We start from the raw sequence: 8037 nt of genomic DNA, 5'->3' as shown, positions 1-8037 counted from the left end.
GAATTGAAGAAATTTATGACAAAAATATGCTTGTTAATTCTTTTTTTCCTAATAACGGAAAAATAGATTTGAATTTACTTTTCAAGGGGCATTGCAATGATTTATAATAGCACAAAATCATTAGTAAATACGATAATGCAATATAAAGTTCCACAATCAAAAATTTGCTTGGATATGACTTTTGGCAATGGAAATGATACTTACAATATGTTTAGCATAAATAGAGCTATCAAAGTCTTTGCTTTTGATATTCAAAAACAGTGCACCGATAATTTTAAAAAAATACAAGGTTTAACTGTTATAAATGATTCTCATGAAAATTTCGAAATTTATGTGAAAACAAATGTTGATTTTGTTATTTTCAATCTGGGATATTTGCCGGGTGGAGATAAAAAAATTACGACTAATTATTTTGTAGTTATAAATACTATCCAGAAAATTTTAACAAAATTGAACATAAATGGAGTTGTTATTATAACTTTTTATCCTGGACACAAATCAGGGTTAGAAGAAAGTATAAAAATCGTTGACTACTTAAAAACATTAAATCAAAAAGTTTTTAATGTCATTAGATATGATTTTATAAATCAAATTAACAACCCACCATTTGTATGCCTTATTGAAAGGATAAAATAAATGAAAGTAGCTATTATAGGAGCGGGTGCTGCTGGTCTAATGGCAGCAAGTTTTATAGAAGAAAAGAATGATATATATATTTTTGACCAAAATGAAAAAATAGGAAAGAAATTATATATAACTGGTAAAGGTAGATGTAACATCACCAATGATTGTGAAGTTTCTGAACTAATAGATAATATAAATACAAACAAATATTTTTGTTACAGTGCATTTTATGACTTTACTAATCAACAAGTCATAAATTTTTTTAATCAAAATGGTTTAAAAACAAAAGTAGAAAGAGGAAAGAGGGTATTCCCAAATAGTGATAAATCATCAGATGTCATTAAAGTATTTTCGAAAATAATAGAGAAAAAACATATAAATGTTCACTTGAATGAAAAAATAAAAAAAATCTACAAATCTGACTCTTTTTATCTGACAAGTTCGGTAAAAGAATATAAATTTGATAAAATAATTATTGCTTGTGGTGGAAAATCATATCCAAATACAGGTTCAGACGGCTCATTATTTAATCAAATAAAAAATCTAGGACATTCCATTAATACAACGAAACCAGGATTGTGCCCTATAATTTTACAAGAAAATGTAAGTATGCTCGAAGGTGTTAGTCTAAAAAATATTGGTTTAAAGTGTTATGTTGAAAATAAATTAATTTATAATGAAACCGGAGAATTAGTTTTTACGAAAAGAGGCATTTCTGGACCTTTAGTTCTTACTTTATCAAGTATTTTATGCCACAAAAATGGTAAAACAAAAATATCAATAGACCTTAAACCGGCATTGACAGAAAAAAAACTTGATGATAGGATTTTAAGGGATTTTAATGCTAATTCAAATAAAACTATTGAGAATGCAATTAGTAAATTAACTACAAAAAAGTTAATTCTTCCGATTCTAAAATTGTCTAACATTAATCCGGATAAGAAAGTAAATGAAATAACGAAAATTGAAAGAGAAAAATTATTGAAGTCGTTAAAAAATTTTGATTTCAATTATATTTCAAATGAAAAACTTGAATATGCGATAATTAGTGTAGGTGGCATTGATGTCAACGAAATTGATCCAAGTACCATGGAGTCAAAACTTGTAAAAAATCTTTATTTCTGCGGTGAAATAATCGATGTAGATGGATTTACAGGTGGTTTTAACTTACAGTTTGCATTTTCAACAGGTTATTTAGCGGGGATAAATATATGATTAAAGTAAAATATGAGAATACTGACGAATTTTATAAATTCATTAATAATTATATAAAAAATAGGAAATTCGATATAATTTTAATTTCAACACCTAAGTGTATGAATGAAATATTTGATGATAAAAATATACACACAGATAAGAATATTCTTCTTACATCGAGAATGCTAAGTGAAAACGATGAAAATTATTTTTATGTAGAACTTTTAAATAATAAAATTTATTCTATAACAGTAGATGGTCCAAGTGGTTCTGGTAAATCTACGGTTTGTAAATTATTGGCTAAAATTTTAAATATAGAGTACTTAGATACTGGCTCTATGTATCGATCATTAGCATATTATTGCTTACAATCAAAGATAGATTTAAACAATGAAAACAAAGTTATTCAAGTTTTAAATAATATGAATATTACTTTTGAAAATTCTAAAATTATTGTAAATGGATGTTTATTAAATGATGAAATACGAACTAACAAGATATCAATGATTGCATCTAAAGTTTCAACTTATTTATCTGTAAGAGAAAAAATGGTTGAAATTCAAAGAAAAATTGCAGAGGATAAGGCTATTATTCTTGATGGTAGAGACGCTGGAACAAATATATTAAAAAATGCTGACTATAAATTTTATTTAGATGCTTCAGCAGAAATTAGAGCTAGAAGAAGATATAACGAAAAAAAAGACGACTCTTCATACGATGTCATTCTTGAAGATATTAAAATCAGAGATGAACAAGATAAAAATAGAAAATATGCACCTCTAAAAAAGGCAAAAGATGCTATTTTAATTAACTCAGATGATTTGGGTATTGATGAAGTTGTCGAAAAAATGTTAACAATTATTAGGAGATAGAATGTTTTATAATTTTTGTAAGTTTATTTTGAAAATAGTATTTAATATTATATACAAATTGGAAGTTCATGGCGATACTAAACTTCCAAACAAGCCATTAATTATTTGTGCTAACCATATAAGTATTTGGGACCCTGTGGTTCTTGCAATAATATTCGATAGAAAGATAAACTTTATGGGAAAAAAAGAACTGTTTAAAAATAGAATAATAGCTTATTTATTTAAAAAGGCAGGAGTTTTTCCAGTAGATAGAGAAAATGTAAATATTAAAACGATTAAATATTCCATTAATTTACTAAAAAACAATGAAGTTTTAGGAATTTTTCCAGAGGGAACAAGAGTAAAAAACGTTAGTGAAGATAATATGAAGACAGGTGTAGCTATGATAGCTTCGAGAGCTAATTGTGATGTAATTCCTGTATATATAAAATCAGATTATAAGTGCGGCTCTAAAATCGATGTGTTTATTAGGAATCAAGTTGTAATACAAGATTTTGAAGATTTTCCAAAAGAAAGTAGGAACAAAGCTATTACAAAAGCAATCTATAATGATATTTATCAGGTGAATTAATGAATATAATTGTACAACATAATGCTGGATTTTGTTATGGAGTTAAAAGAGCAGTAGACATAATTGAGAATTATGAATCTAAAAATAAATACACTCTAGGCCAACTGATTCATAACAAAGATGAATGTGAAAGATTAAAGAAATTAGGTATTAAAAATATTGATAAATACAAAGATGCCGAAAAAAATTCAACAATATTCATAAGGTCACATGGCGCCACAAAAAAATTAAAAGAAGAAATAAAAAATAATGGATATGAATTAGTTGATTTAACTTGCCCTTCTTTATTGAAGATTTATAGCAAGATTAATGCCAAACATCAAGAAGGATATAAAATAATTATAATTGGTGACCCAGACCATCCTGAAATAAAGGCAATGAAGGGACAAGTTGATGATAATGTTGAAGTTATAAATTCGGTTGAACAAGCAAAGCTTATAAAGGGCGATAAATTATATGTAATTTCACAAACTACAAATTTAATGAAGAAATTTTTAGAAATTTCTGATATAATAGTAAGAGGTAATACTAACGTTGTGATAGATAATACTATTTGTGGAGCTACAAAAAGCCGACAAACAGCTTGTTTAGAACTTTCTAAGAAAGTTGATTGTATGATAGTTATTGGAGGTTTGAATAGTTCTAACACAAATAAATTATATGAAATTGCAAAAAAAAATTGTAAAAAAGTTCTTAGAGTAGAAACATATAGAGATATTTGTGTCGATGATAGTATTATTAAATCTAATTTATTAGGTATTACAGCTGGTGCATCCACACCGGCTTGGATTATTGAGGAGGTTGTAAATTTAATGGATAATTACAGCAAGGATTTTATGGAACAAGTAGAAGAAAGCATGAATAAGATTTACCCTAAAGAAATTGTAAAGGGCGAAGTTATTTATGTAACAGATGATGAAGTCATGGTTAATATTGGTTACAAAGCTGATGGTATTATTAAGCTTGACGAATTATCAACAGAAGAAGGTAAATTACCTAAAGATTTATACAAACAAGGTGACGAAATCGAAGTTTATGTTATCAAATTAGATGACGGCGAAGGTAATGTTGTACTTTCTACAAAACGAGTTGAAGGAATTAAAAATTGGAAAAATTTAGTATCTAGTTTTGATAATGATTCAACTGTTGAAGCAAAAGTAACACAAGTAGTAAAAGGCGGATTGATCGCAACAGTAAATGAAGTAAGAGCTTTTATACCGGGTTCTCAAGTAACTACTCACTTTGTAAAAGATTTATCTAAATTTGTAGGAGAAACTTTGGTATGTAAAGTTTTGAATATAGATGAAAAGAAAAGACGTCTTGTTTTATCACGCAGGGCTGTTGAAGAAGCTGAAAAGAAGGAAATCGAAGATAAAGCTTGGGAAAATATTGTAGTAGGTGAAAAAATCACTGGTAAAGTACAAAGAATTACTGATTTTGGTGCTTTTATTGATTTAGGTGGAGTTGACGGTTTACTTCATATATCAGATGTTTCTTGGAACAGAATCGAATCACCACAAGATGTTCTTAAAGTAGGAGACGAAATAGAAACTGTTGTACTTAAAGCTAACAGAGAAAAAAATAGAATTTCATTAGGTTTAAAACAGTTACAACAAAAACCATTTGATGCTTTCATTGAAAACAATCATGAAGGTGATACACTCGAAGGAGAAGTTGTTAATCTTGTAGATTTTGGTGCATTCGTTAAACTAGCTGAAGGAATTGAAGGATTAGTCCATGTTTCAGAAATTTCTAATGAACATGTAGATAAACCATCTGATGAATTAAACATAGGCGATACAGTAAAAGTTAAAATTTTAGAAATCAATCCTGAAAAGAAAAGAATTGCTCTTAGCATGAAAGCTCTTTTACCAAAACCAGAAAAAGAAGAAAGAAAGCCAAGACCTAAGAAAGTTAAACCTAAAAAGGTAGAGCAAAAACCTGAATCAAATGAAGAAACTTTAATTAATAGTGATTTAGGTGCATTATTGGATCTAAAATTAAAAGAAATCGAAGAAGATAATTAATAATTTTTGATAACTTGGAAAGCCAAACATTGTTTGGCTTTTTTTAAATTTCATAATGAGTTAGTTTATGTAATTTCGGGTATATAAAACATATAAGTTAAAGGATTGATTTATTATGGATATTGATTTTAAAATTTACGAGAAAAATTTAAATGAGTTTGCAACTAGGTCAGAAGATGCAAAAAGATACGTATTTGAAGAAAAAAATAATATAAGAAATCCGTTTCAAATTGATAGAGACAGAATTATTCATTCAAAATCATTTAGAAGGCTGAAACACAAGACTCAAGTTTATTTGAATCCGGAAAAGGACCATTACAGAACTCGATTGACTCATACTTTAGAAGTTACGCAAATAGCACGAACCATTGCCAGATGTCTTAATTTAAATGAAGATTTGGTAGAGGCTATTGGTTTAGGACATGATTTGGGTCATACACCATTTGGACATTTGGGTGAAAAAGTTCTTAATAAATTAAATCCTAATGGATTCAAACATTATGAACAATCAATCAATGTAGTTAAATATTTAGAACATACTGATAGAAGAGTAGGATTAAACCTAACATTGCAAACTATGGATGGTATATTGAATCATTCTGGAGAAAATATAGCCAGCACTTTGGAGGGACAAATAATAAAATATTCTGATAGAATTGCGTATATTAATCACGATATAGATGATTCTATTCGATCTAATATTTTAAAAGAATCTGATTTACCTGCCGAAATTACAAACCGATTAGGAAATAGAGGCTCAGTGAGAATTAATTTTTTGGTAAATGATTTAGTTAATTCAAGTTTTGGTAAAAACTGTATTACTATGTCCGAATCAACTTATAAATTAATGGAACAATTAAGGTCATTTATGTTTGAAAAAGTATATTTTAATTCAACTGTCAGAAAAGACGATAAAAAGGTAGAATATGTTTTGAAAAGTTTATATCAATTTTATATTGAAGATATTACTAGATTACCAATGTCACATTTGAACATTTACGACAATGAGTATTTAAAAAATAAAACAAATGATGATATAGTAAGTGATTACATAGCTGGAATGACAGATTCATTCGCTAGAAGGACATTTAATGAGATTTTTATTCCTTCATCATGGAATATTTAAAGATTGGATGATAAAATGGGGTTTATACCACAAGAGAAAATAGATGAAATCAAGAATGTTGCTGATATAGTTTCTGTAATAGGAGATTATGTTGAGTTAAAAAGGTCTGGCTCAAATTATATTGGGTTATGTCCTTTTCACAATGAAAAAACTCCATCTTTTAGCGTTTCACCATCTAAAGGAATTTTCCATTGTTTTGGGTGTGGAATAGGTGGAGATGTTATATCGTTTATAATGCAAAAGGAGGGACTAACATATCCAGAAGCAATAAAATTCTTAGCCGACAAACTTGGTATAATTGTAGAAACTAATGAAGTAAATAAAGAAAAATATGAACATCGAAAAAAATTGTATGAAATAAATAATGATGCAAAACTTTTCTTTTATAAGAATTTATTGATAAATGATATTCCAAAGAATTATATCAAAAAGAGAGAACTTAACAATTCTATGATAAATAAATTTGTAATAGGATATGCTGATGGAAAAAACAGTCTGTACAGATATTTGCTTTCAAAGGGACATCAAAAAGATGATATAATAGAACTTGGACTTGTGAATCAAGATAAAAAGAGTAATTTATATGATAAATTTAAAAACAGATTGATGTTTCCTATTGACGATATCAGAGGCAATATTATAGGATTCGGAGGAAGAACACTAATTGATGATAAAGCGAAATATATGAACTCGCCTCAAAGTTTGGCTTATGACAAAAGTAAACACATTTATGGAGTTTCAAACCTTAAAAATTCCACTAAGGTTGGCAAAATAATTCTCGTTGAAGGTTATATGGATGTGGTTTCACTTACGAATTATGGATTTGATTTTGCGATAGCATCATTGGGAACTTCTTTGACACATGACCAAGCTAAACTTATAAAAAGATATTGTAAAAATATTTATATTTGTTATGATGGTGATTCTGCAGGTCAGAATGCCACATCCAGAGCTATTGAAATATTTAAAGAGCAAGATATCAGTCCTAGTATAATTGTCATACCAGATAATTTAGACCCGGATGATTATATAAAAAAATACGGAAATGAAAATTTTAATAAATTAATTGATAACGCATTAGATAGTACAATTTATGAATATAAAAAAATTTTACAAAAATACAACGTTGATGATATCTCAGAAAAAATTCAATTAATCGATGAATTGAGTACTCTTTTGTCTAAATTAGATAGAGAGGTAATCAGAAATGAATATATTTTAAAGTTTTCTTCTGAATTAAAAATAGAACCTAATAGTTTAAGGCAAGATATAAATAAAAAATTAAATATATTGCAAACAAAAAAAACAAATTATTCTGGTGTTGAGTCTGAAGAAAATGTTAAAAAAAGCAACACTGATGTTCAAGAAAAAATGACAGCTGTAAAGATAATGACGATTGCTTGTTTTGACAGAAATAATTATGAGAAAATTCAGGATGAGGTTAAAAATTTCCAAACAAATATTGATTCATATAATAATTTTATGATTTTTGTTAATGATTTTTATTCTAAGAATAATGTGAATCATTTGGATGAGCAATTAACTAGAAAATTTTTTAAGAATGATATCAATATGGACAAAGCTATAGATCTGTCTCTTATACACATCTCCGAGCCCACG

Annotated in this window: 7 protein-coding genes; all 7 read left to right on the top strand. The window is 27.6% G+C overall.

What is annotated here, in order from left to right:
• The first annotated feature begins 96 nt into the window (after positions 1-96).
• The gene (locus Q0X02_RS07665) at positions 97-636 is read left to right on the top strand and encodes a class I SAM-dependent methyltransferase (RefSeq protein WP_297813944.1); all 540 of its coding nucleotides are present in this window, start codon (positions 97-99) and stop codon (positions 634-636) included.
• Complete coding sequence (locus Q0X02_RS07660; RefSeq protein WP_297813941.1) at positions 637-1839, top strand: NAD(P)/FAD-dependent oxidoreductase; 1203 nt, start codon at positions 637-639, stop codon at positions 1837-1839.
• Entirely contained in the window at positions 1836-2693 is an 858-nt protein-coding gene (gene cmk / locus Q0X02_RS07655; protein ID WP_297813938.1) for a (d)CMP kinase, read from the top strand. Before Q0X02_RS07660 ends, cmk begins: the two co-directional genes overlap by 4 nt.
• 1 nt (position 2694) lies before the next feature.
• Entirely contained in the window at positions 2695-3264 is a 570-nt protein-coding gene (locus Q0X02_RS07650) for a 1-acyl-sn-glycerol-3-phosphate acyltransferase (RefSeq protein ID WP_297813936.1), read from the top strand.
• Entirely contained in the window at positions 3264-5291 is a 2028-nt protein-coding gene (locus Q0X02_RS07645; protein WP_297813934.1) for a bifunctional 4-hydroxy-3-methylbut-2-enyl diphosphate reductase/30S ribosomal protein S1, read from the top strand. The genes Q0X02_RS07650 and Q0X02_RS07645 overlap by 1 nt, the downstream gene beginning before the upstream one ends.
• A gap of 115 nt (positions 5292-5406) precedes the next feature.
• Positions 5407-6417 (top strand): deoxyguanosinetriphosphate triphosphohydrolase, encoded by a 1011-nt coding sequence (locus Q0X02_RS07640; RefSeq protein ID WP_297813931.1) that lies wholly within the window; start codon positions 5407-5409, stop codon positions 6415-6417.
• Positions 6418-6432: 15 nt separating this feature from the next.
• A partial coding sequence (gene dnaG / locus Q0X02_RS07635) for a DNA primase (RefSeq protein WP_297813928.1) occupies positions 6433-8037 on the top strand: 1605 nt, incomplete at its 3' end.

Origin of the sequence: uncultured Finegoldia sp. (assembly GCF_947252345.1) — a bacterium.
Taxonomy (GTDB): domain Bacteria; phylum Bacillota; class Clostridia; order Tissierellales; family Peptoniphilaceae; genus Finegoldia.
The sequence above is the reverse complement of the archived record's forward strand: the minus strand, read 5'-3'. Positions and strand labels throughout refer to the sequence as shown.

Bases quoted from the DNA above. Each gene is read 5' to 3' on its own strand.
- Q0X02_RS07645 (WP_297813934.1), top strand. From the start codon at position 3,264: ATGAATATAATTGTACAACATAATGCTGGATTTTGTTATGGAGTTAAA.
- Q0X02_RS07665 (WP_297813944.1), top strand. From the start codon at position 97: ATGATTTATAATAGCACAAAATCATTAGTAAATACGATAATGCAATAT.
- Q0X02_RS07650 (WP_297813936.1), top strand. From the start codon at position 2,695: ATGTTTTATAATTTTTGTAAGTTTATTTTGAAAATAGTATTTAATATT.
- Q0X02_RS07640 (WP_297813931.1), top strand. From the start codon at position 5,407: ATGGATATTGATTTTAAAATTTACGAGAAAAATTTAAATGAGTTTGCA.
- cmk (WP_297813938.1), top strand. From the start codon at position 1,836: ATGATTAAAGTAAAATATGAGAATACTGACGAATTTTATAAATTCATT.
- Q0X02_RS07660 (WP_297813941.1), top strand. From the start codon at position 637: ATGAAAGTAGCTATTATAGGAGCGGGTGCTGCTGGTCTAATGGCAGCA.